At 45.7% G+C, this 23614-nt stretch carries 17 protein-coding genes; 4 read left to right on the top strand and 13 right to left on the bottom strand.

Annotated elements, in window-relative coordinates:
- Positions 1-21: 21 nt before the first annotated feature.
- A complete protein-coding gene (gene brnQ / locus ACXHJ1_RS22545; RefSeq protein WP_457905244.1) occupies positions 22-1374 on the bottom strand; it encodes a branched-chain amino acid transport system II carrier protein in 1353 nt (450 codons plus the stop codon).
- A gap of 558 nt (positions 1375-1932) precedes the next feature.
- Here brnQ and ACXHJ1_RS22550 point away from each other — a divergent pair.
- The gene (locus ACXHJ1_RS22550) at positions 1933-3207 is read left to right on the top strand and encodes an oligosaccharide MFS transporter (RefSeq protein WP_103042370.1); all 1275 of its coding nucleotides are present in this window, start codon (positions 1933-1935) and stop codon (positions 3205-3207) included.
- 63 nt (positions 3208-3270) lie between these two features.
- Here ACXHJ1_RS22550 and ACXHJ1_RS22555 read toward each other — a convergent pair whose 3' ends face one another.
- Positions 3271-4974, bottom strand: coding sequence for a methyl-accepting chemotaxis protein (locus tag ACXHJ1_RS22555; protein WP_016819199.1), 1704 nt, complete (start codon positions 4972-4974; stop codon positions 3271-3273).
- A gap of 31 nt (positions 4975-5005) precedes the next feature.
- Positions 5006-6283: an ABC transporter substrate-binding protein gene (locus tag ACXHJ1_RS22560; RefSeq protein ID WP_457905245.1), complete on the bottom strand. Its 1278-nt coding sequence runs from the start codon at positions 6281-6283 to the stop codon at positions 5006-5008.
- Positions 6284-6522: 239 nt separating this feature from the next.
- On the opposite strand from ACXHJ1_RS22560, the gene ACXHJ1_RS22565 reads away from it, so the two are divergent.
- Positions 6523-7371, top strand: a complete 849-nt coding sequence (locus ACXHJ1_RS22565) for a copper amine oxidase N-terminal domain-containing protein (RefSeq protein ID WP_457905246.1) — start codon at positions 6523-6525, stop codon at positions 7369-7371.
- Positions 7372-7508: 137 nt separating this feature from the next.
- Here ACXHJ1_RS22565 and ACXHJ1_RS22570 read toward each other — a convergent pair whose 3' ends face one another.
- The 5 genes from ACXHJ1_RS22570 to ACXHJ1_RS22590 all read right to left on the bottom strand — a co-directional run bounded on the left by ACXHJ1_RS22570 (position 7509) and on the right by ACXHJ1_RS22590 (position 14340).
- Positions 7509-7850, bottom strand: a complete 342-nt coding sequence (locus ACXHJ1_RS22570) for a darcynin family protein (RefSeq protein WP_019686951.1) — start codon at positions 7848-7850, stop codon at positions 7509-7511.
- A gap of 84 nt (positions 7851-7934) precedes the next feature.
- Positions 7935-8516, bottom strand: a complete 582-nt coding sequence (locus tag ACXHJ1_RS22575; protein WP_025364613.1) for a Crp/Fnr family transcriptional regulator — start codon at positions 8514-8516, stop codon at positions 7935-7937.
- 125 nt (positions 8517-8641) lie between these two features.
- On the bottom strand, positions 8642-10483 hold the full coding sequence (locus ACXHJ1_RS22580) for an adenine deaminase (RefSeq protein ID WP_457905247.1): 1842 nt from the start codon (positions 10481-10483) through the stop codon (positions 8642-8644).
- Positions 10484-10587: 104 nt separating this feature from the next.
- Positions 10588-12948, bottom strand: a complete 2361-nt coding sequence (gene helD, locus ACXHJ1_RS22585) for an RNA polymerase recycling motor HelD (protein ID WP_457905248.1) — start codon at positions 12946-12948, stop codon at positions 10588-10590.
- 360 nt (positions 12949-13308) lie between these two features.
- Entirely contained in the window at positions 13309-14340 is a 1032-nt protein-coding gene (locus tag ACXHJ1_RS22590; protein ID WP_031463284.1) for an FUSC family protein, read from the bottom strand.
- 355 nt (positions 14341-14695) lie between these two features.
- Between ACXHJ1_RS22590 and ACXHJ1_RS22595 the strand changes: the two genes are divergently transcribed.
- Positions 14696-15865, top strand: a complete 1170-nt coding sequence (locus ACXHJ1_RS22595; RefSeq protein ID WP_457905249.1) for a glycosyltransferase family 4 protein — start codon at positions 14696-14698, stop codon at positions 15863-15865.
- A 33-nt stretch (positions 15866-15898) separates the two neighbouring features.
- Here the strand turns inward: ACXHJ1_RS22595 and ACXHJ1_RS22600 are convergent, their stop codons facing one another.
- The 5 genes from ACXHJ1_RS22600 to ACXHJ1_RS22620 form a co-directional block, all read right to left on the bottom strand.
- The gene (locus ACXHJ1_RS22600; RefSeq protein ID WP_457905250.1) at positions 15899-16531 is read right to left on the bottom strand and encodes a DUF2238 domain-containing protein; all 633 of its coding nucleotides are present in this window, start codon (positions 16529-16531) and stop codon (positions 15899-15901) included.
- A gap of 26 nt (positions 16532-16557) precedes the next feature.
- Positions 16558-16761, bottom strand: a complete 204-nt coding sequence (locus tag ACXHJ1_RS22605) for a YwbE family protein (RefSeq protein ID WP_016819189.1) — start codon at positions 16759-16761, stop codon at positions 16558-16560.
- A gap of 69 nt (positions 16762-16830) precedes the next feature.
- Positions 16831-17571 carry a DUF1361 domain-containing protein gene (locus ACXHJ1_RS22610; RefSeq protein ID WP_107734285.1) on the bottom strand — a complete coding sequence of 247 codons (741 nt, stop codon included), beginning with the start codon at positions 17569-17571 and terminating at the stop codon, positions 16831-16833.
- A 215-nt stretch (positions 17572-17786) separates the two neighbouring features.
- Complete coding sequence (locus ACXHJ1_RS22615) at positions 17787-20339, bottom strand: beta-mannosidase (RefSeq protein ID WP_457905251.1); 2553 nt, start codon at positions 20337-20339, stop codon at positions 17787-17789.
- A 208-nt stretch (positions 20340-20547) separates the two neighbouring features.
- Complete coding sequence (locus ACXHJ1_RS22620; RefSeq protein WP_457905252.1) at positions 20548-21615, bottom strand: LacI family DNA-binding transcriptional regulator; 1068 nt, start codon at positions 21613-21615, stop codon at positions 20548-20550.
- A gap of 278 nt (positions 21616-21893) precedes the next feature.
- Here ACXHJ1_RS22620 and ACXHJ1_RS22625 point away from each other — a divergent pair, with 278 nt between their 5' ends.
- Positions 21894-23585 (top strand): ABC transporter substrate-binding protein, encoded by a 1692-nt coding sequence (locus ACXHJ1_RS22625; protein WP_016819185.1) that lies wholly within the window; start codon positions 21894-21896, stop codon positions 23583-23585.
- The last annotated feature ends 29 nt before the right edge of the window (positions 23586-23614 follow it).

Here is a 23614-nt window from a genome sequence, read left to right on the forward strand (position 1 = left end):
TTCACCGAATAAGCAAATCATTTATTTTTTGGGCTTCATAAGTATAAGGACAATTTTTCTTCGTTTAATATAGTAGAATATATACCCCCCTACTCCTCCTAAAACAGAGGGAATTAACCAGCCTAATCCTACATCATATAACGGAAGAATTTGAGTAAAAAAGTCATTAATTACTTTGATTTTTATTCCAGCAGCATTCAAGCCGTCAAATAGACTAACAATGAAGGTTAATATTAAACTGCCTTGATATACTTCTGATTTTCCTTTAAACACGGAATGTAAAAATGTTAAAAATATTAGAGAAATCGCAATAGGATATATTGCAATTAACACTGGTGTTGAAACCTTAATGAGCTGTGTTAAACCTATATTGGCTACAATGGTACTAAATATGGATAACATGAGAGCAATTCTTTTATAAGAAACTTTCGGAAACAAGGTATGAAAAAAGGAAGAACAGGACGTAATAAGCCCTACGCTTGTCGTTAAACACGCTACTGTAATCATTAAGCCTAATAAAATGGAGCCGTAAGATCCAAAATAATAGGATGAAACCTTGGCTAACACCTCAGCACCATTTTCTAAAACACCCAGTTTTTCAACGCTAGAAGCTCCCATGTAGGCAAGAGACGTATAGATAAATGCTAAGAGGACAACCGCAATGGTTATCGATTTGGCACAAATAATCATCAGCTCTTTTTTGGCAGTAACTCCTCTTTCCTTAATTGCATTCACAATAATAATTCCAAAAATAAAGGCTACAAGAGCATCCAATGTTAAATAACCTTCTTGAAAGCCTTTGAAAAAGACGTGCGAAGTATAGCCTTCGGCAGGTGCTTGGAAGGCTCCTATGGGGTGAATAAGGGCTACGACCACCAGAATCCCAATGAATGTCAATTTAATGGGTGTTAAAAACTTTCCGATCACATCAATAATTTTTGTAGGGTTAAGTGATAACAAGCATGCAACCCCAAAAAAAAGAATGGTAAATACAAAAAGTGCGACAGGATGATCTGTATGGTCTGAAAAAAAAGGCTTGACACCAATTTCAAACGACACACTACCGGTTCTTGGAATTGCATATAACGGGCCAATGGCTAGATAAAGAATCGTTGTAAAGACAATCCCGAATACAGGATGTACACGACTCGCTAAAGTTTGTAAATTGCTTTTGCCTGAAAAAACAAAGGCAGTGATGGCTAGTAACGGTAAGCCAACTCCGGTAACCAAGAAACCCGCATTGGCTATCCACACATTCTTTCCAGCCATTTGACCAAGCATAGGTGGGAAGATTAGATTCCCTGCACCAAAAAATAAGGCAAATAGCATCGATCCTATAATAATAATAAAGGACGAAGAAACACTTTTTGACATAATAAATCCTCCAACCATGAAATCACAACAGTTTGTTATCATTCATTTTCTTTTTATTTTGTGTAGTACATGCTCATAGGGTTATAGCAGCACCAAGTAGGGATAGCCATCCGCTAACCCTTCCCGACCGGTGTGAAACGTTATTCAAGATGTGGGGTTCGATAACTCATCATTACACAATACTCTATATACGTTCACGGTATCAAGTAACTTTGTACTTGCGAAAGAACCACTTCATCCCCTTGCTTTAGCAATTTATTGTGCTATCAGTATGACCATGTCAGCCAGACCTTAGAACAATTCTACTTCTTGCCGTGTTTCTCCTCCTACCAAATGAGCTCAATGAACTATAAAGAATTTTACACGTAGGACTTATTTCTTACAAGATGAGAAAAGTTATGTACAACCCAACCTGGCAATTGATTGCAATAAGCACAGGAAATCTTGGGAAAATGCCCTATGGATTCAATTCAATCCTCCTTACAATTAATAGTACAGACAATGCTTAATGACGTTGTCAACACATTGAGCAGCTACAATTTGAAGGGGTGCTTATACATGAGGAATTTGGCAAAACGCAACTATTGGTCTTTGAGCGTTTTTAACTTCGCTTATCTGTTTACATGGTCTGCCGCCATGTCTTTTTTTGTCATTTGGCTAGGACAAAGCCTGGGGATTTCAGAAACCTACACAGGGTTTTTATACGCGGCTAACTCTATCGTCGCCTTGATCATGCAACCCCTGTTTGGGTACTTATCCGACAAGCTGGGCTTGAGAAAACATCTGCTGTACATACTTTTTACGATTCTTTTGCTCGTCGGACCCTTTTTTATCTATGTGTACGGTCCATTGCTTCAAACGCAGTTCGTCATTGGTGCTATTGTCGGCGCCCTATTTATCGGCCTGGTGTTTAATGCAGGTAATGGTGTCGTCGATTCCTATATGGACAAAGTGTCACGCAAATATGGGTTTGAATACGGACGAGTTCGTATGTGGGGCTCACTCGGGTGGGCAGCTGCTACCTTTGTTGCGGGACGGGTCATCAATATCAATGTGAATCTGACCTTCTGGATTGCCTCCGTATCTGCCGTTGTTGCTATGATCTGCATCTTCCTGACCAAAGTCGAAATTTCTGGACAGGAGCAGCAGAAAACTGAATCGTTGAAGCTCACTGACGTACTGCATCTCGTACGCACCACAAAGTTCTGGTTTCTAATGCTATTCATGGTTGGTGTGACCCAAATTTATGAGGTATATGACCAGCAATTTGCCACCTATTTCGTATCTCAGTTCAGTTCTAAAGCAGAAGGAAATCAATTCCTTGGTGATTTAAGTGCTGTGCAAGTATTCCTGGAATTTGTGTTCCTGTTTGTTACCCCATGGTTTGTCAACAAAACGACTGCCAAATGGGCATTGATTATTGCCGGAGCGATCATGTCATTGCGTATTATCGGTTCTTCGCTGCCGTTCGGTTCCATATGGGTGGCTGCGATGAAGATGATTCACTCCCTGGAAAAACCGCTGATTCTCGTCGCCATCTTCAAGTACATTACCGTCAACTTTGACCAGCGCTTATCGTCCACCATGTACCTGCTGTATTTGTTTATGGGCTCCCTGGTGGTATCTGTTTTCTCACCTATTGTCGGACATATGTATGAAGTTCTGAATTTCCCGATCACTTATGTTATTCTGGGTTCCATTGCCGGTCTGTTCACCATCATTTCCTGCTTTACGCTGACAGCTGACAAGAAAAATGGAGAACGGTATCTAGAGGAACGCCGTAAACAGGATCTGAAAAGAGCTGCTAAAAAAGCTGAAGCCGTTCACTCGTAATCTAATGGTAACAGCGGTAGTCTAGGACTTGTTTTTCTCGTCCAAGGCTACCGCCAACTTACTTTAAATTTTGAATACAGACACCGTTTGATTCATCTCTTCCGCCCGCTTGGCAAGCATGTTAGCACCTGCAGACACTTCCTGCATGGAAGCAGTAGTTTCCTCGACTACGCTTGCGACTGTTTGAGTAGAATCGGCTGCACGTTCGGAGATTTCGGCAATTTTCTTCATAGATTCCACCATAGAAACGGTTCCTTCATTTACGGATCTTGCTTCTACAGCGGCAGTGTCTACCTCACCGCTCACTTCTTCAACGGCACCGACAATTTCAGAAAAGACGTTACCGACACCTTCGACAAGCATCATACCTTCATTTAGTGATTGAACACCTTCATTCATCGAGATGACAACTTCGTCTGTTCTTAATGCGATTTCGTTGACCAGAGAGGAAATCTTGCCGGTTGCTTCACTTGCTTGTGCCGACAAATTGCGTACTTCATAAGCGACAACCGCAAATCCTTTTCCCTGCTCTCCCGCTCTTGCAGCTTCTATACTCGCATTGAGTGAAAGCAAGTTGGTTCGGGCTGCTATATCACTGATCATAGCTGTGATCTGTCTAATCTCCGCTGACTTTTCTCCTAGAATATTTACTACTTCAGCGGATTGAGTTACCTTGGTATGCACATCTCTTATTTGAGAGACAGTGGAAGACATTTGGGTTTTCCCGTTGTTTGCTTTTTCTTGTGCTTGGATTGTGAGATTAGCTACATTCACAAAGCGATTGGTTATGTTCTCTACACTTTTAGAAACACCTACCGTGTAATTCAGCGTTTCAGCAATATCTGCAAGCTGTGTCTGAGATCCCTCTGCGACTTGAGTGGCACTTATAGCTATCTGCTCGGTAGCAATGCTTGTCTGTTCTGCACTGGCCGTTAACTGTTCAGCCGTAGAAGCAACCAGTAAGGAATTATCCACAACTTCCTTTAAAAGGTTGCGCAGTGAATCGCACATTTCATTAAAATCGGATGCCAATTCCCCAACCTCATCTTTGGATCGAACCCTAAGAGGTTCCACTTGCAGGTTCCCCCTCGTTACCAGCTTTATCTGTTCCGCTATCCTTAATATGGGCTTAGTGAACGATTGAGCCAGTAAAAAAGAACCGATAATTCCCAGGATCGTACATATGATAGTCAAAGAAATCATCAAAAGTCTACCTGAATGGTAAGATTGACTCGATTGATTAGCTGCCTCAGTGGCATACTGCTCATTAAGCACCTTCAGTTTATTTACATCGTCTAATGCCGCCTTATAAATAGAAGAATTTCCATGAACGATCATGTAGGCCATCACTTTGTCGTTTTCTTCCATGGCAGCGGAAACCACCTTTAGATGGCGAAGATACATTGCCCACTGACCATAAAAGTTGGTGAACAGTTCTTTTTCCTCCGCTGTAGAGGCTAAACTTTGATATTTATTTACACTCTTATCCATTGAAGCTGTAGCTTTGGTTAGTTCTTCTTGATAAGTGGTGCGAATAGTCTCATCCTCTTCGAGTATCAATCGAACAGTTAGTCTATCGATTTCTGTAATCTGCTTATCCATACCCTGAAGAAGAATAACCGCAGGTAAAGACCTGTTATTTACCTTATCAGAAGCCTCTCCCATTTCCGACATCTTAATGACGCCTATAACACTTGAAAGGGACAGTACGACAACCAGTATGAGAGCTGCACTAATTATTTTTTTCTTTAACGTTAATTTAAACATCCTTATCTTCCTTCCCGTGACTGGTCTCATATCATCCCTGCTGAGCTTTCCAGTATATGCGTATTTGGCGCAACAGCTCAGCCTTATCTATCTTTCCACTAATGTAGCTTTGGATAGATGCTCCTGTGATGGCCCCATGATCAGGTGGAAGTGTTGCCATAAACGGCAGCGTCTTTCCGCTCGACAAATATGACTTGATCGATTTACTCAAGGGATCGGTAGGCACCAAGTCAATACTCTTGAAGGCCGGTATAACATTGGCCTTGTTGACCAAAAGTTCCTGACCGGACTTTTCGTATACCAGCCAGTTTAAAAATTTCTTGGCTTCCTCTTGCTGCTGAGGCGTGGTAGCTGTAGAGTCGATGAATACATACTTTGTCACACCAACTGTGATCTTTGAATTGTTTGGATCATTCGTATTATCATTTAACGGAAGAGGCAAAAAACCGTATTCCTCATTTGCCGTATCATTGTTCTTTATTCCATTCCAAGCCCAGTTACCCATAAACCAAAGCCCTACCTTGCCCTCTCCCAAAGCTTTGGCTCCATCGTCATACGTACTGTCCAAAGGCGAGTGCTTATTGATGCTGTTATCCTTGAGCAGGTCTAAAGTTTGTACCCATCCAGACATTACACTGTTTTGGGACAAATCGATGGAGTTGTTCTGCATACCTTTAACAAACTCTGGAAAACCTTCGGGTTGAACAGAATAAGACAGAGCTAAAAGATGAGAGCCGAGAGACCAGTCCATTGGTGAAAGCATGACCGGTGCTACTCCCGACTGCTGAATCTTGGCCATTAATGAGTTAAGGCTGCTTCTACTTTTCACCGAAGAAGGATCAAAAGAACCCCCTGTTGCCTTGTCCAATACTTTTTTGTTATAGATTAATCCGTAGCCTTCCACTGCAAATGGAAATCCCAGCACAGCATCGTTTTTCTTAACGGCGTCAAGTCCATTTTCTATCGTATCGGCTACCCACTTCTCTTTACTTAAATCAACGGCTTTATCCAGGAATGTCTGCGTGTCTCCCGGGTCAAGCATCGACATCGTTGCTGGACTTCCTGAGCCGTACATCGACATCAGCTTTTGATATGCAGACGTTCCCTCTGGAGCAGTAATAATTTCTAAAAATACTTCCGGATGCTCTTGATTGTATTGTTTTGCCACTTCTTCCAATTGGGTTTTTATTTCAGATTTGGAATTCAAAAATGTAATCTTGGTCGTCTGCTGTGATACTGGTGATGCTGAACAACCTATAAACATCAATAAACATGCTAGAGAAATCGCAACTTTTAGCTGTTTTCTCATTAACTTTCCCCCATTTACTTTGTAAATTTTATGAACAATATTCAATGTTATCGACATAATTCCCCAGGGAGATTAGAATTTACCCATTGGTAAATATATACAAATTAATTAAATAGTATAAACTCGTTGTTACGTTAAGTTAATGAATAAGAAAGCGCAACAAAATTTTATCCAGTCGCGTCTGAATATGGTGAAAAGTTGCTATGCAACAAATTTATTTAAAAAAGGAGAAGTCATTTATGAACAAAGCATTCTTTGTTTTTTTTCTTGCTATCTTTTTATGTATTTCATCGTCCACTACATATGCAGCACAAAATCAAATCAAAATTGACGGTGTGGCTATTGCAACCGATGCGAAGCCAGAAATGAAGAACAAACGTACAATGGTACCTTTACGTGTTATTAGCGAAAGTTTGGGGGCTAGCGTCGAGTGGTCCGATTCCGGGGTTATTCTCGCTAAGAGCGATATAAAAGTAAAATTAGCAATAAACAGAAGCATAGCGGAGAAAAACGGTAAAAAGATACTGCTTGATGTAAAACCATACGTGAAAAACAATCGCATATATGTTCCACTTCGTTTTATTGCAGAGGCGTTTGGATGTAAAGTCAATTACAGCAACCTTACAGTGACTATTACTACTGAACCATTGTTCATAAACGGTGTACAAGTAAAGGCACTTCAACAGGAATACCATATGATATTGGGCGGCGTAGTTCAGCAAATTCATGGCAATGCATATAATGAAACCATTTATAATATTTTTACAAAAAACAAAGGTCAAAAGGTCGAAGCACCTGAAAACTATTCTTGGAGCTTCACTATTGACACACCTGGGTCTTATTATAAAAATGCACAATACGATTTCTTAGACCCAAAAGGGAAAAGCTTAGCTCGTTTTGACGTGTATTCTTTAATCCAGTCCTTTCCATCCGAAGTTTTAGTCGGGTATCCCAAGTTTTTGATTCATGACGTATCCAAAGATGAGTGGTACTTGTTTAGCGATAGCGCAGCAAAATCTATTAATCAGTTAATTAATAATGCAACAAATAATGGATTTCTGAAGGTTATAAGTGATACCGTTGTATAATACAATTTTTCCTTGCGATCATCTCTAATAGATAAAAGGCGAATTCCCAGCTGAATAAAAACAGCACGGGAACTCGCCTTGTTTAAAGCCTGTACAAACTCAACTCCTACTTTTATATAGTAAGGGAGTACGGAGAGTTATTTGTCCATCTGTAGCATTTCGGACTCATAGGACTGAAATGCATTTTCCATCCCCATCAAAACATCTTTAATCTTCATGTACCCTTTAGTATACGGCTCCGAATCACGAATTTCTTCCCACATATAGTGATATTGCTTCATATCCTCTGTTTCGCATACGACGAAATCCGTATAGTCCTTTCCGGGCAGCGCTTCTGCATCAAAAAAACGAACCTGAACATGTTCGCTGTACTTCTGAATATGAGCCTGCAAGGTTCCCGCATGTTTGCGACGTTCTTCCCGAGGAAGAGCCAACCAGGAAGGGTAGAATTCCAATAATACAATCATCATATAACGCATATGCCTATCTCCTTTTTTTTGTGAAGTTTGAATGGATTTATCGTTATTGTACGCTGCTTGTCTGCCAAGCCGCATTAACATAGGTTAATGCGGCTCGCTGCGCAGCAAACGACTAAGTGAGACGGGGGATACACCTATGTACGAAGCTATATGGTATTGTGCAACTCGTTTGTCCAACCCGGGATACTTGAGAAGAAAGGCATCATAACGTTCCCTAGCAGAAAGATACAACAATTCGCGTTCTCGTTCCTCCTTGCGAATGTATAGTCTTTCCACGCTCTTACGCACGAATCTTTCCCACATATGGCTTGTATCCATAAGCTCCTTCAGGACATGATATGGAATTTCAATAACAACCGAATCTTCCATGGCCTCAATCGTAAAAGTGGATGGTTTACCTTGAACCATAGCGCCATAAGAGGTTACATAATCATTTTCTGGTGAAAAACCAACATTATATTCTCTACCATCTGCCAAAGTATAAAACAACCGGAATAATCCCTCCGAACAAAAATAAGCATGTTTCACAGGTTCCCCTGTTTCAATAAGATATGTACCCTGCTGAACATGCCTCACACGGGTTTGCTCTACAAACCTGTTCCAATCCTGATCTATAATTGAAGCTTGATGAGCCATTTTTTCTAATGAACGATAATATAATTGCATCTGCTCACCACCCCACAAAACGTTGATTAAGGAATTTAAGATACCTTGCGGACTATATAAGAAAACAGGGGCTATCCCTCAGGTCTGGGTAAGACCTGCAGGACAACCCCCAGCGACGTATTCTATCAGGCTTCCGTAGCATCCTCTTCCACGAAAAGAGACACCTTGCGTATACCGTCGGCTCCGATCACGACAAGTCCCTGATCCGACAGGCGGATTTCAGGGATTACGACCAGTGCGAGCAACGACAGTGTCATCAGCGCGTTGTTCAGCATGCAGCCGGATTGCTGAAGTGCCCGGCTGATACTTTCGGACTGCGCAGCCACCTCTGCAAACGGAGCTGGGGACATCAGCCCAGCGATCGGGAGCGGGAAGCGCGTCTCACCCGAGGCGGATACAACCACCACGCCGCCACGCAGGGCAACGGCCTGCTTCGCCGCCTGGGTCATGAGCTCGTCATCATTACCAATGACGAGCAGGTTGTGGCTGTCATGCGCTACGGTCATGGCAATTGCAGCCGGCTCGGTGAAGCCGACGCCTGTCACAAGCGCCACCGCGTGGCTGCCACTGGCATGATGCCGCTCGAAAACGGCGATTTTGCACAAATCCTGCGCAGGATCTGATGCAACTTCACCATCACGCACCGGAACGGTCATCCGCACTTCCTTCGTATCCACATGATTTTCCGTGACACGAATTACCCGTACAGGTACATTCCCTTCCTGTACTGGAGCCGCAATACGAAAATCTGCAGCACTCAGCTCTCGACCCAAATGGACCGTGTCCATCACTTCCGCAGGATAAACAAAGCCTTCCCAGTCGGCGACCATTTGTCCGTACTCAGCCACCAGTTGGCCCGCTGCGATGGTAGCCGTCACATTCACTTCGGCTAAGCGGCCATCAAGCAGGATAATATCGGCAATCGCACCGGGAATAATCGAGCCAATGTCCCGTGCTACGCCGAAGCGCTCTGCCGTATTCAGCGTTGCCATTTGAAAGGCAGTCACGGGTTTAACGCCCTGCGCAATCGCATGACGCACCACGAAGTCCATCTGCCCTTCATGGAGCAGGGATTCCGCACTGCGATCATCCGTCACCAGCATCATGCGGCGCGTGTCGAGACCCATTTCCGTGCTGGCACGGATCGTCTCGGCCACATCATGCCATGCGGAGCCTTGCCGCATCTTGGCATACATGCCGAGCCGGATGCGCTCGGCTACATCCTCGGGCGTGACACATTCGTGATCGCCCGTAATTCCTGCGGCTGCGTAGACCGGCAGCCGCCAATCATCGGAGGCCCATGTAAAATGGCCGTCCGCCACCTTGCCGGCGCGCAGCGTGGCCTGAATTTCCCCAATCATCACGTCATCACCATAGACGACGCCAGGGAAATTCATTACTTCGCCCAGTCCAATCATATCTGGGCCCCAGCTTAGAGCCTCTGTGACTTCCGCCGGACCGAAAGAGGCACCGGTCGTTTCCAGCTCTGGGCCTGTGGAAGGCACGCAGGAAGCTACCTGCATGTAAGCAGCCAGCGGTGTCGTGCGGGCTTCGTCCAGCATTAGACGAAGCCCTTTTAGACCGAGCACATTGGAAATTTCATGTGGGTCAAAAAAACCGCCCGTCACGCCCAGCGGCAGTACAGCCTTCGCGAATTCAGTTACGGTGAGCTGTGTGCTTTCAATATGACAATGTCCGTCCAGCAAACCCGGTGCCATATAGCGGCCTTCCGCTTCAATGATTACGGTGTCTTCTCCAATCGTATGGCTAACGTCTCTACCAACGTAGGCGATACGAGAGCCTTGCACAGCAATAGACATGCCCGGTAACAATTCGCCCGATACCACATTGACCAGCGTTCCTCCGCGGATCACCAGCGATGCCTTGCGCTCCCCTCTAGCTGTAGCTACCAACTCGGGTACACAGTCCGCCAGCGGTGGGCGTTGAAATACTCTTTTCATGTCCATTACGTTTGTAACCTCCGTTTATGCTTCTTACCTGTTTGGCTTATTTGCTTATGTTACTGGAATACGCTCAATATTGCCAGCCGCCCCTAAAGAACCTGGTCACTTTATTTCACTTTACGGATATACGTCTCCGATTCCTGCGAACTCACGAATGGCGTAATCTCCCCTATGCTATAGATATGCAGCAAATGCATCGCTCGCGTACAGGCCGTGTAGAACAATTTACGCTCACTCTCACGCTGGTATTCTTGGGCCGATCCGTCATAAATGAGAACCGCATCAAACTCCACGCCTTTCGCCAGATAGGCCGGAATAATATGAATCCCCTTTTCAAAAGCGGGAGTTGTTTTCTTAATTAATTTTGGCTTTACTGGCAGTTGTCCTTCTAGTGCTTCGTAGGCTGCCGCGCTTTCATCAGCATTTTTACAGATCACCGCTATGGATTCATAACCCTCTGCCAGCAATTTTGTAACATTCTCAGTTATCAGTTGATGCAGCTTTTCACGCGAGTTCACCTCGGTTACCAGAGGCTTCTCACCCTTACGGTTAAACGGAACAATATGCTCCCCTCCTGCTACCATCCCCCGGGTAAACTCTACAATCTCCTGTGTGGAACGATAGCTGCGTGTCAGGGAAATCATCTCAGTCTGTTCTGCTCCATACAGGTCATACAATGGTTCTGCATCCTGAAGCACCGAAGCATGGGCATAGATAGCCTGATTAAAATCGCCCAGTGCTGTCATTTTAGCCTGTGGAAATAATCGTTTGAAGAACGCCAGCTGGAATGGTGAATAGTCCTGTGCCTCATCAATAAACACATGACGGATGTTGCTATTGGAGCGGAAGCCCAGCATCAGCTCACGCAAATATAAAAAGGGCGTCACATCCTCATACGCTAGTTCTCCAGCCTGAATGCGTTTCAGAGTTTGCCGACTAATTTCACTCCAGTTGACGGGCAGCTCTGCATGATTCGACAGTTCGCTTAATAACGTCTCGTTCATAAACAGCTCGCTGTATAGACGGGTTGTATCCACGAAGCGAAGTGCCTTAATCCACTTGCGCAGGGGCTTTAAGCGATCACTGACCACCATACGCGCCAATATTTCTCTTTCACGCGTAAAGTCGTCGAAGGTATCGCCTTTATTCTTGGATTTCCGGCGCATGCGGTTATATGCACGCTGATAATCCTCCGGCTCCATCAGATCCATCTGCTGGTCCACCCAAGGAGCGGAGCATTCTTCCTTACCAAAGCGAGCCAGTTCTTTGAGCATCCAATCACGCAGCAGCTCCAATCTGTTCGCCAGCCGCACAGCCGAGTCAAATCCATAAAACTTGCTTGCCAATTGCTCTACTGAAATCACCTCACGTCCCTGAAAACGAACCGGTTTAAAACGCATTCCCTTTTGTTCCAGGTGCGCTTTGTAGCCTGTAATAACATGTAAGAACGTCTTGGATGACTTAAAGCGGATACCTTCCATCCTAGCCTCATACCCAGGCTGTGACGACGCTGATAGCACATATTCCAGCTGCTCAAAAGGATCTTCTAGCTGAAACTCCCGGCCCAAACGCCGTTCCAAATATTCCTGAAATGTGGCCTGAAGCATATTTTCCTCACCCAATTCAGGCAATACTGTCGAAACATAACTGTTGAACATGGGGTTTGGCGAGAATAACACGACCTGATCTGCTCGCAAGTGATCCCGATACTTGTATAGCAAATATGCTACTCTCTGAAGCGCAGCGGAGGTTTTGCCGCTTCCTGCCGCTCCCTGAACTATCAGCATCCGGCTTCGATCATCACGAATGATGCGATTCTGCTCCTTTTGAATGGTGGCGACAATGCTTTTCATTTGAGCATCCGAGCTCCGGCTTAATACGGCTTGAAGGAGTTCGTCTCCAATGGTGACGCCGGTATCGAACATAAAGCGGATCTGTCCGTCACGGATCGAGAATTGGCGTTTGAGCGTCAGTTCTCCTTCCATCTCTCCTGCTGGGGTCTTATAAGAAGCGGGACCTGGCATGTTATCGTAATAAAGATTCGAAATAGGTGCGCGCCAGTCGTAGATCAGAAATTCCTCATCCTGGTTATCCAGCAGGGAGGCAATCCCCAGATAAATACGCTCCGCAGTCTGCCCTTCCTCAGCAAAATCAATACGTGCAAAATAAGGTGAGTCAAGCAACTTTTTCAAACGACCTAACGCCTCAGTGGAATGCTTGTGTCTTCGTTCCCGCTCAGACAAAATCTCAGACTGCTGACGCAAACTGGTGGACGTCTCTCCCACATCATCCGCCTCACTGAAATTGATCGTTACCTCATCCCAGAAGTCTTTACGCATATCGACGACATCGCCTCGCACAGAACCAACCTCTGTCTCCAGCTTCCGAATACGCCCGCTAATGACTGCGGTCACATCTTCTACTCTTTGTTGTTCCTCATTCCATTGCTGCTCAGTAGTCACTGACATCGCTCCTGTTCCGTTTCCTCCTGCTCCGCGCAGGGCTCCCTTGCGTACAAACTATGCTCTATTATGGACCCGGGCATACTCATCGCATCCCCCTGATCCGGGAAAATTGACTATTCCTTTGAAGCATGCTATAATGTAACAAGTAATGTGTTAACAACTTATGCAATACGGTTTTACTATGTAAAACATAGCATCCTCTATTGTAGCAAGTTCAGTCCCTGTTCGCAACCAGTGGGCTTTTTTTGTGCTTTCTGGCAACCTTCCATTAGGCTGTTCCTACTTTATTAAATTCATTACATAAAAAAGCGACCGTCCATCTGATTGATGAATACGGTCGCCTTTTCTTTTTTCCGAAATCGCCTATCGGCTCTCTTCCACAGGATGAATATGGTCGGCCAGTCTGCTCAATCGCTCCAGTTGATGACCATAGTCGTACATCGTCGCAGCTACGATGGAAAGCCGTAGCATTCCCTCCTGACAATGGTCAAAACGTGTAATTGCATGCTTCATAAAATCACCGTTAGCCTGCTGGAACAATTCACTTTCATCCTCATTTGGTTTCAGTTTATTTTCGAATTTCAGCAGAGCGTGCTCGTGGAAACGAATCAGCCGCTCCAGATGGTCGTCAAAAAACGCATCTGTTCCCTCTGGACGTAAAGATTGGAAGTAGTGCCTTTCCACCGCATCCAAGACCTCGTAACCTTTGTGCAAACTTTCGAGCATTTGTTTGTATACGACCATTTGTCTCGTCTGACTGAACTTGGTGCGCTTGAGCTTTTTCTGCTCCTCTTCGAACAAATGATATTTATCCGAGAGTGATTTAATAGCTCCCTCCAAATTTCCTTTTTCCTCTCTAAAGACAGACTCCTTAATCTCATCGGAAATGGCAGTTCGCAGCAGCAAGGACATGCTGTTAAATACATTTTGAATCTGATTGATAAACTGCCTTTTCGGTTTGGGAGGAAAAACGGTAATGTTGATGACAAAAGCAGACACAATCCCGATCAGAGTCAGCGCAAAGCGGGTTACTGCAAATTTCCAGTCTCCTGAAGCTTCCATGACAGAAACAACGGTCACAAGTGTCAATCCAACCGTATCAGCCATGTTTATTTTCAGACATATCATAAGTACCAATACACATACCAGTCCGACCGCAATCGGCTCATTCGAAAATACCATTCCGCCCAGCAACGCCATGATTGCACCTAATGTGCTTGTTTGGAGTTGATCCAGAAAATAACGCCACGACCTATATATCGACGGTTGCATGGCAAAAATAGCGGCTATCGCTGCCCCCACAGGCGAATGGGTGTTCAAAAGCGTGCTCAGAAAAAGGGCGAGCGTCACTGCGATTCCCGTTTTTAACACCCGTGCTCCAAAAGCCACAGCCATCCCTCCTGCTTACCCTTCAAATTTATTCATACCGAATTACTATAATGAAATTTCAAGACAAAGTCCATGTTTTATTATTACCCAAAACCATCGGAGATCAGGAATATTTATGAAATGTACAGCTCCTACTAGGATACATATCAACAGAATTAACCTATATGCATCAACCTCACAAGAGAAACTTATCGTGCCATGGATTAGTAAAATCTGAGAAGAGCGCCTGTCCGCAGGCCATCTTTTACAAAACCCAGCAAGCCCGTAAACAAAATCATGACACAATAAAAGCCGGAGCCTCCAAGCGGACTCCCCTGGAACATCATAGGATAAATGAGAATGGCGGAGGAGGAATGAAGGCATGCTTCGAGTCGCATTATTTACTGACACGTATACGCCTGATGTCAATGGCGCTGCTCTGACACTGGAACGATGGATTGGCTATTTGGAGACACATGGGGTATCTACGCTTGTCTTCGCACCGGAGGCAGATCATCATCTGTCCTCGGGGCCGGGCGTGGAGCGATTTCGAAGTATTCCCTTTTTATTGTACCGGGAATGCAGACTTGCGATCCCTAATGCCAAACAAATCAACGAGCGCCTGTCAGCCTTTTCCCCGCATCTAATTCATGTCGCTACTCCGTTTAACCTTGGCTTGTATGGAACAAGCTACGCTGCCAAACACCATATTCCACTCGTCGCCTCCTATCACACCCACTTTGATAAATACCTCGAATACTACAAGCTTCGCTGGCTTGAACCTGCATTATGGAAATACATGCTCTGGTTTCACAGACATTGTGAAAGGGTATATGTCCCCTCTCGGTCAACCATGGAATTGTTACGCAATAAAGGAATGGGACAGCTCGAAATCTGGGGTAGAGGAATTGATACCGACCGCTTCCAGCCCACAGTGAATCGCGAAGCGATATGGGAAAAATGGGGTGTTCGTGCAGACGCATTTGTGATTTTATATGTGGGCAGACTTGCACCGGAAAAGGGGATAGACACGTTACTGGATTCCTATCTCCAGTTACCCGACGACGTCCGCGCAGCCTCAGTACTGGTCATTGCAGGAGATGGCCCATTGTTTAAGTACAAAACTGCAGCAGATATCGGGGTGCCAGAGCACGCAGTTCACTGGCTTGGTTTTGTAAAAGGACCGGAATTAGCTGAACTCTACGCTGCAGCCGATGTATTCCTCTTTCCCTCCACTACGGAAACCTTTGGTAACGTCGTGTTGGAGGCTATGGCCAGCGGCACACCCGTGATTGGCGCGAATGAAGGCGGGGTCAAAGACAATATAATCGATGGGAAAACAGGGCTACTGTGTCCAGCTGGGGACGCCGCTGCATTTGCCAAAGCTGTACTCCTGTTGTACGAGGATGCCCCACTTCGCGACTTTCTGTCCAGAACCGGTAGAGCATACAGTCTGGAGCAGACATGGGACCGTATTTTTGAGCGGCTGCTGGACAGCTACATGGATGCAGCGACCCTACATCTCGACAGCTACCCTGTGACGCGAATATAGCCCTCAAAAATATTGGACTTTCAAGAAACTCTGCTACACCTTTAGCTGCTTAAGCAGCTTGTTATGTACCCCGCTTAACAAAATCACCGCTGTCAGGGCACCGATGAACGCAAGAAGCATATCCCATTGAGTATCCCATATATCTCCCTGTGTTCCCAAAAAGGCCTCTGCCGCTGTACCGGTTGCCTTGGCAACGGCAAACTCAATCAGTTCGTACACAGCACTGATCGCAAGACATACACTAACCGTTAGAAAAGTGAGCCAGCTCCCGCTTCCCAAAGTCGTCTTACGTAGCAGCACTTCCCTGACAATGAGTGCAGGCACAAAACCTTGCGCAAAATGCCCAAGTCGATCATAATAATTGCGCTCCAGCCCAAACGTATCCCGAATCCAGTTGAATAGCGGCATTTCAGCATAGGTATAGTGCCCGCCGACAATCAGGATCAATGCATGTAGCCAGATGAGGGTGTATACCAGATTGGTAAACCGAAATCGACGGTAAATAGCCGCCAGCAGTACAACTCCCAAAACGGCTGGGAGAACTTCCAGTACCCATGTAAAATAATCCGCCGGACGAACCAAGGACCAAATGAGAGCAAGCACCAGCAGTACAAGTAAAACAAGCGGGTAACGATCATTTTTAGACCATGCCGTTGCCTGATTCATACATCATCCCTCCTAAGCCTACAGCTCTATCCTTCTTTCATTACAATATGTTTGACACGTCCAACCTGCCCGTCTGCCAAACGTACTTTGATTCCATGCGGATGACGCGGGGAATTGGTCAAAATATCCTTCACCGTTCCTCGCGTCAGCTTACCCGTGGGCTGATCCTTTTTAAGCACAATATCCACCTGAAGACCAGCGCGGATATCAGATCGGTTCTGTCCGTTCATTGTAGCTATTCCTCCTTTGCCTTTACATTTTATCTTATGATGATAATTAGCCACTCAGCCCCATCGTAATCACCAGCGATGCCATTCGTCCCGGCGGCTGTTCCCCATCCAGACCACGCACATCGTGGATACATAGCTAACGAGCATAATCACGAATACCATCCCGCTAAACTCCACGAAATGCGTGCGTTGCAAAGAGTCTGCCCATATGGAAGATATTTGTGTGTACAACTGGGACGGCGCAGACACAATATCCCATGTGTTTCCTCGAAAGAAACGACCAATATAAATCCCCAGGCTACTTAGCAGGAGTACCGCCAGCATAAACAACCAGCTGACAAGCCCGCCTCGAGCACGCTGCACCAATTGTCGTACGGATTCAAGCGATACAACCCCCATGGTGAGGCCGAGCACAGCTACCAGCAGCATCCCTAATACATGATTCCAAAAGTACGGATTGCCCCAAAAACGCTGCTCCCCGAGAAATGGATATCTGGCGAATACATGCAGCAAATCTGTAATCAAATAGGGTATATTGGGATAAAAGAAAAGCCAGCCAGCCCCTATGATCCAGAGCATAAATGTCCTCGTTCCCCGTCTCCACGAGCAATGAATGACATCTAGCAAAAGCGTCAGCAGCATAGGAATCCAGGCCAGCATCATATTCCACCAAATAAAAAAATAAGGGCGGCCCCCTGAGGGCAATCGCACGTTAATGATCCACAATGTACTGATTACGGAGCATAAGGCCAGTGCGATAAAAATATAAAGTTTGACTGGATAATTTAACGATCTTAAACGGTCATACATATGTTACTTTCCCTCCTTGTAACCGTCCATCCTTCCTGACGTTCCAATTTACACCTGTTCTGGACAGTGTACACCACAATGGCTTCAAGCTCAATGGAAGCGCTCCACTCTGCATAAAATGAAGATAAAAAAACATCTGTTCTCCCGAAGTTGACCTCATGTCCCCGGGAGACAGATGCTTACTGTATTCAAGGCGGATAAGCTTTTACCGTCCTCTACCCTTGTATCCAATTGACCAATGATTGTACCGTCAATGCACCTGGCGCAGCTGCCTCAAATGCGGAGGCACCGTTACGCAAGGTCAGAAATTCCACCGTTTTGGGAATACCAGGCGCCAGATCCAGGTGGTTGTCACTGAAAATCCCCTCCTGTTCTGCGGTCAACCACACATGTCTAGCAAGTGTATCCGAACAGAGCATGAACCTACTGCCCCCACTTCCCTGTATCTCTGTCACTTCAATTTTCGCCAGAGGTAAATCCATCTCTTTCGTGCCTGCAAAATAAATTTCGCTGGAGGCCACCTGTTCACCGTTTTGTATCAGACGTGCGACCAGCATATGCTCCGTACGATCCAGGCCATTCAGCCATTGGTCGGTAGGCAGTATATGTACGATCCCTGCGCCGCCCGCCGGCTGTTCTACCTTAACGTTCTCATCACGAATAGCCTGACTGCCACGGATATGCAAAAGCGTCAGCCGCAGCGTACCTGCTATCGGCTCTAGCGTATCGTTAACCAGATGCAGTTCTTTACTCCCCTGTTCCGTATCTACTGCACTCAAGAGCACATCGGCAAAGCTGCGTTTAGCTGTATATTGAAGCGCCTTCCAACGACCAAAATAGTCCATACTCGACCAAGAGGCAACGGGCCAGCAGTCATTCATCTGCCAGTATAATGTCCCCATGCAATAGGGCTTGTGACGACGATGGGCCTCTATAGCCATTTTCATCGCCTCTGCCTGTAAAACTTGGCTCATGAGAAGAAAACATGTAAAATCCTTGGGCTGCCGCATGTACCGTCCCATGTATTCTTGAATCAACCGATTGCCTGAACCGTTTTTTTGATGTGCCAGCATCACCGCAGATTCCAGTTCCAAATCCTTCTCTTCCGCATACGTGCGAACAGACTTGTATTCAGGAAAGGACTGAAAACCATACTCACTCATAAAACGGCCCACATGTATGTGATAATTCTCAAACGGCTCAGACGCATGCCATACTCCCCAATAATGAATGTCTCCTGCTGTTGAGGACGGATGAGCATGCTGGTTTCGATCTCCGGTCAGGTCAATTAGCGGTGAGGAGGGCCAATATGCCGTCTGCGGAGCCCAGGTATTTACCGCCTCCGGTAAAATCCGGTGAAAGAGCGTCTCATAATCATCCCATAGGCGTTCCCGTTGCTCAGGCGTGTAGGCCTTTTTCCAGCCCCAGCCCGCATTTTCTTCATAATGGGCCCACGCAGAATCAATCTCATTATTGCCGCACCATAACGCAATGCAAGGATGATGGCGCAATCGCTTGATGTTATCTTCGGCTTCCTGCGTCACATTGTCCAAAAAAGCCTGATCCCCCGGATACATGCTGCATGCGAACATAAAATCTTGCCACACGAGCAAGCCGTGTTCATCACACAAGTCATAAAATACGTCTTGTTCATAAATACCGCCACCCCACACCCGCAACATATTCATATTGGAGGCGGCTGCACTGGCAATTTCATGCCGATATCGTTCCAACGTAACTTCGGCAGCAAAGCTGTCATTCGGAATATGGTTGGCTCCTTTAGCAAACACGGGGATTCCATTCAGTTCAAAATAGAAGCTTTCGCCTGCCGTATCCCGCTCACGTACAAGACGAATCGATCGCAGTCCCGTTTTCACTGATTTTTCCGCAATCACCGCTTCCTGTGCCTGCTCCTTCAATTCGGCTACAAACGTATACTGATGCGGCTCTCCCAGTCCACGACACCACCACAGCTTCGGCTCCTTTATCACCAGCCCCAGCTCCACTGTTTGCTTTCCCTTCCGCAGGCGAACCGGTTTGGACCATACCCCGCCGTCAACAGAAATACACAACTCGACATCTCTAATCTCATCTGCATTTTCAATCTCTACTACTGCCGTGAGTTCAGCCCTCTCCGTACTCACTTCGTCCTGTCGAATAAACAGGTCTCTCATAGTCAGACCAGACCAAGCTTCAAGCCGAACCTCTCTCCAGATCCCGCTCGTCACCAGCCTTGGTCCCCAATCCCAGCCATAGTGATAGGGAGCCTTACGAGCGAAAACGCTTACTTTTTTATCGGACAAGCCACCTATCTCGGACTGATCATTCGGTGCGGGAAGTCCATAGCCCAACCTTTCCAGCTTAGGCACATCTTCCGTAATCGGAGAGCGAAAATGGATTTCAAGCCGATTTTTCCCTTGCTGAACAAATGCCTTCACATCCTGTCTCCATACCCGAAACATATTATTGGCCGATAAGACAGCTTGACCATTTACTCTTACATCTGCGTATGTGTCCAGGCCTTCCAACACCAGCTCTACACATTGACATTGAAGCTGATTTGCATCTATCTCAAAATAGGCTTCGTATATCCAATCCTGCTTATCAACCCACTGTACCTCTATCTCGTTCATACCGATAAAAGGGTCAGGAATTTTACCATGTTGCAAAAGATCGGTATGCACACAACCCGGCACTTTCGCACTGAGCCACTCATCAGTTTGTGCTTCCCTAAACCTCCAGCCATCCAATCCTATTACATTAATCATCGTCGCAAGCCTCCCTATAAGGATGATTGGGAACATCTGGATCACTCATTAACATAACAAAAATAACATCAAGCTAACAAGTTAGTCAATTGTTTTTTTGGAACAACCGGTAAAACACAAAATAAAAGTCGCCCTCTACCCCTAAACAGGCTAAAAGCGACTTCCCTCGTCTTCACTGCGGATCGAATTCATCCCACATATCCGCACATCAACTATATTTAATTGTGCTAAAGGAACGATCACGATCATCATTTTCCCGGCTGATCCGTGGCGCGTGAACTTCCCGTATGAGTAGATCAGCGTGCAGCAGCTTTTTTTCCACAGGCGAGCTTGGATTCATGATGCGCCATAATAACTGGTCCACCGCTCGCATCCCCAACAGTTCCTTATCCACTCTCACCGTGGCATAGATCGGCATTTGATCATTCGTATCGTCAAACCCAGTCACCCCGCACCGCCTCGGAACGTCAATCCCCTTTCCTTTCAGCACTTCCACGACTTGCGAAGCAGTCACGTCATTAGCGCAAACAAAAACCTCTGGCAGCTCATCCTCGGGCAACTTGTCCATTTCCTCGGCAAGTGCCTGCGCTCCCCCATAAATAAGGGCTTTGTTCTGCCGTAATTCTACTCCGCTCATTTCCAGTGCGGACCGAAAAGCTTCCCAACGTTCATAGAAACTGTGAGCGTCGTCAATATGACCCACAAACTGAAAGTGGGCATAACCCTTACACAGCAAATCCTTCATTAATTCATTCATGCATGTGCGATTATCCGTAAACACCGCATCACTTAAAAATGCAGAGTCCCAATGATCCACCATGACGACTGGAATACCCATTCGATAAATGTTCAGCAACAACGTAGTTGAAATTGTTCCTACTGTGATAATCCCTTTAATGCCCTCCGGGTTCAGCAAAGAAAACATATCATCAGTTGAAGGCTCCGTTAACGTGATCATATCCAATCCCTTGCGGTTCAGACGCTCGGAAATCCCTTCAAATACAGGTCCCCAGTACCTGGACTCCCGATTCTGGTGTCGAATATTCGGAAATAACACCAGCACGGTACCCGACCATTCTCTGGCATCTGTGTCCCGAGGCTCTACCCCGGTCATTTTGGGATGACTGCGAAAATAACCCATCTGGGCAGCAAGCTTAACCAGCAGCGCCCTCGTCTCTTCACTTACACCGGGTTTGCCTGACAGTGCACGTGAAACAGCGAACTTTGAAACACCCGCCGCATCCGCAATTTCCTGCAATGTTACTTTTCCACGCATCTCCTCACCCAACCCTATTCAAAATCTTTTTCTACCTTAGTCTTCTAAATATACAGGTATGCCTATAAACTGGTACCATCGTAGCATACTTTGTTTTAGATCATCAAACGATGGATTTGCACAAATCCACACCTTTCATTAAATATGTTTGCTTAATAAAAAACAAAACACATAACAAATAAACATAAATAACTTGACGTAAGGTTCTTTATTTCCTACAATTTACTAATGAAAGCACTTACATTGTGTAAATCATACTTATTAAGGGGGATTTGCAGATGTTCACGAACAGGTCGGTACAACAATGCTCCATCCTGCTTCTGGCTTTGCTGCTGCTCGTTACAACGGGCTGCGCGAATAGCAAAGGCAGTACGGCAGAAAAGGAAGACCCCGATGACACCAGTCCCATTACATTAACGTTCTTTGGCGGTGACTCAAGCTCCAACTGGAATAACATGAAGGACGCTGTCGGGCAGGAAATTATCAAGAAAACGGGTGTTACACTAAATGCCGAACATGCTGTTAACGGTCGAGGTGAGGAAAAGTTTGCCTTAATGGCTGCTAGCGGAGAGTACCCTGATCTCGTGTACCCCAAAGGAGACATTGGAAAGCTGGTCGATGCCGGAGCACTCATTGACTTAACCGACCTGATTGATAAATACGGTCCTAACATTAAGAAAGTGTATGGAGATTATTTTAATCGTATTAAATATAGTAGTGAAGATCCCGCCATTTACACCATCCCAACCAATTTGGGCGTAGATCACATCGCGTTTGATGCACAAGCAGGCTTCGAAATCCAGCATCAAGCCCTTAAGAAACTCGGATACCCCAAAATTCGCACCGTTCAAGATTTTGAAAAAGCACTTAAAGATTATGTCGCCAAATACCCTACTACCAATGGCCAGCCTACCATCCCTTTATCACTCGATGCCGAGGACTGGAAAATGCAGATTACTGTGACAAACCCGGCAGTTACAGCTACAGGTGGACCAGACGATGGAGAATATTATATTGATCCTAAAACACACAAAGCCATACTTCACTACAAACGCCCGGAGGAGCGAGAGTATTTTCGTTGGTTAAACCATATGTACAATGAAGGTCTGTTGGATAGGGATACTTTTGTACAAAAAAGTGATCAATACAAATCCAAAATCGCCGCAGGTCGTGTCATCGGACTGATTGATCAGGAATGGAACTACCAGGATGCCGAAAATGCGCTCAAGGCAGCAGGTAAGGATGAATACACCTATTCCCACTTTCCGGTCACTTTAAATGAGCAATACGAGGATCATTCCCTCCAGCCCATTGGTTTCGATACTGCGTCTGGGATTGGCATTACAACTTCATGCAAAAATCCAGTGCGAGCGATCAAGTTTCTGGACTTCCTGGCCTCCGATGAAGGGCAAATTTTACGTAATTGGGGAATCGAAGGCCAGCATTACAATGTAGAGAACGGCAAACGAGTCATTCCTGCAGCTGTGCAAGAACGCAAAAACAAAGATAACGCTTCTTTTAGCAGAGAATCAGGTATCGGTTTGTATTGGATATGGGGACCACATTACGGCGATAGCGTGAAGGACCCTACTGGCAACTATTACACAACCAATTATCCGGAGATGATTACCGAAAATTATAGCCAAGCGGAAAAAGAATCCCTTCAGGCATATAAAGCTCGGACATGGAAAGACCTGTTCCCGAACGAAAAGGATTTTCCGGTAAAAGAGTGGGGTGCTGCCTACAACATGCCTGTTCCGACCAATACAAATTACAATGTTATTTATCAGAAGTCGCAGGACATTGTACGCAAACGAATTCCTGAGGCCGTACTCGCCAAGCCAGATCAATTCGATGCCGTGTATGACCGCATGCTCCAAGAGCTGGATCAGGCGGGTGTACCAAAGGCTGAAGAAATCTTCACTGGCCTGATTCAAAATCGTCTGAAGCTATGGTATGGGGAGAAGTAGAGATTGATTGCTACTAAGAGTATATAAGG

Source organism: Paenibacillus sp. ALE2 (assembly GCF_054113385.1).